General features: G+C 65.9%; 2 protein-coding genes. Both read left to right on the top strand.

The features are described 5' to 3' along the window. Positions 1-626: flagellar biosynthetic protein FliR (fliR, locus tag AC1DZ6_RS24435; protein WP_477099695.1), on the top strand; the 626-nt coding region annotated here is incomplete at its 5' end. A 9-nt stretch (positions 627-635) separates the two neighbouring features. Then, complete coding sequence (flhB, locus tag AC1DZ6_RS24430) at positions 636-1,718, top strand: flagellar biosynthesis protein FlhB (protein ID WP_477099694.1); 1,083 nt, start codon at positions 636-638, stop codon at positions 1,716-1,718. The last annotated feature ends 132 nt before the right edge of the window (positions 1,719-1,850 follow it).

Raw genomic sequence — 1,850 nt, 5'->3', positions numbered from 1 at the left:
CCGTGCTGATGGCCATGCTGTTGGCGCCCCTGGTCTCGCGGACGATCACCACCGTGCCCAGCAGCGTCGGCGGCATCGGCGGGGCGGTGCTGCACGAGGTGCTGATCGGCCTGATGATCGGCATGGTGCTGAAGCTGTTCGTCAGCTCGCTGACCACGGCCGGCGAGATCATCTCGATCCAGACCACCCTGTCCTTCGCCCAGACCGCCAACCCGGCCGGCGCGCCCAGCAGCACCGCGGTGGCCACCTTCCTGTCGATGCTGGGCCTGGTGCTGATCATGGTCACCGACCTGCATCACCTGTTCATCGGCGCGATGGTCAAGTCGTACGACCTGTTCCCGTTCACCCGCCCCGTGCCGGTGGGCGACGCCGCCGCCCTGGCGGTGCAGACCGTGGCCGACAGCTTCAAGCTGGGCGTCCAGCTGTCGGCGCCGGTCCTGGTGTTCTCGATCGTCTTCAACCTGGCCACCGGCCTGGTCGGCCGGGTGATGCCGTCCTTCCAGATCTTCTTCGTGACCTCGCCGCTCAGCGTCATCCTGGGCCTCTCCCTGCTGGGCCTCTCGCTCGGCGGCATCGCCATGGTCTGGGCCGATCGGTACCGGGACCTGTTGGCGGTGTTCAACTAGGGGGACGCCATGGCCGACGATCAGGACGACGCGTCAAAGACAGAAGAACCAACAGCCAAGAAGCTGTCGGACGCGCGCGCCAAGGGCGACGTCCCGAAATCCGCCGACATCTCGCAACTGGCCTCGCTTTCGGGCGCGTTCGGCGTCGTGGTCATCGCCGGCGGCTGGCTGACCCGCGACATGGTCAATCAGCTGACGCCGTTCTTCGCCCATGCGGGCACGATGGACGTCGAGGGCGGCATCCGGGCGATCGCCAAGACCGCCGTGATGGCGGCCCTGCCGGCCCTCATCCTGGTGATGGTCGTGTCGGGCCTGCTGGGCGCGGCGGCCAACGTGGCCCAGACCGGCTTCATCCTGTCGGCCGACAAGATCAAGCCGGACCTCAAGAAGCTGGACCTGATCAAGGGCCTGGGCCGGATCTTCGGCATGGACGGCTTCGTGCAGTTCGCCAAGTCGGCCCTGAAGTTCCTGGTCACCGGCCTGATCGCCTATCTGGTGGTCAAGCCGAACGCGGCCGAGATCCCCAACATGGTCGGCATGGACGTCGGGGCGATCATCCCGATGTCGATGAAGCTGTGCATGAAGCTGTTTTGGATGGTGCTGATCTTCCTGATCGCCACGGCCGGCTTCGACTGGTTCTGGCAGCGCATCCGCTTCAACAAGCGCATGCGGATGAGCCTGCAGGACGTCAAGGACGAGATGAAGCAGTCCGAAGGCGACCCGCACATCAAGGGCAAGCAGAAGCAGATGCGCATGCAGCGCTCGCGCCAGCGGATGATGCAGGCCGTGCCCAAGGCGACCGTCGTCGTCATGAACCCGACCCACTACGCCGTGGCGCTGAAGTACGAGCAGGGCGAGAACGCCGCCCCGATCTGCGTGGCCAAGGGCGTCGACGACCTGGCCTTGAAGATCCGCGCCGTGGCCGAGGAGGCCGGCGTCTACATCCTGGAAGACCCACCCCTGGCCCGCGCCCTCTACGCCGCCATGGACATCGACGAACAGATCCCGGCGGAACACTTCGAGGCCGTGGCCAAGGTCATCGGCTTCGTGATGAGCAACAAGCAGGCCAAGAAGCGGGCCTGGGCGGACTAGTCTCATCACCGCTCATCCCGGCGAATGCCGGGACCTAGATGGAATAGCGGTGTGGCTGACGCCATGAGCGCCGAGCCCTTCCAATCATCCGCTCCGCCATAGGATCTGGGTCCCGGCATTCGCCGGGATGAG

It is taken from the genome of Caulobacter sp. P1_B12_2 (assembly GCF_056406675.1).
This window is presented reverse-complemented; position numbering and strand designations above follow the sequence as displayed.